Below are 461 nucleotides of genomic sequence, written 5' to 3'. Positions count from 1 at the left end.
GTATCTGTTCACCGCGAGCAACCGGTGGGTTTCCATGTCTGCAACGTAGACCAGCCCCTCCAGGGCATCGATATAGGTAAGCAGCTCTTCTATGTGCAGGGTGACCGCTTCCCTTTCTTTCGCCCCCTCTCTTTCCTTTTTCTTGCTGATGGCATTCTCCCGAAAGGATAGTGTTTCAAGCGGCGGATCGGCCAGATGAAAAGTTCTCTACCGCACCCACGCAGGTTTTTCTCAACGGCGCCTTGCTCCGCCTGTTTTCCGATGTTACATTTTATCACCCATGGTAAATCCGATGAACAGCTCATTTTCCCGCGGGGTCAGTTCCCATATCCTCATGTTTTGGGACAGGAAGAGCGGCAAAATGTGAGAAAATGGGAACTGACCCCGTTTGAGTTTCGATTATTCGCGAGAAAGGCTAGCGAGAAATTCCTCCAGAGCGGCATTGAAAGCACCCGGCTCCT

The organism is Deltaproteobacteria bacterium (genome assembly GCA_011773515.1).
Lineage (GTDB): Bacteria > Desulfobacterota > Deferrimicrobia > J040 > J040 > WVXK01.
This window is presented reverse-complemented; position numbering follows the sequence as displayed.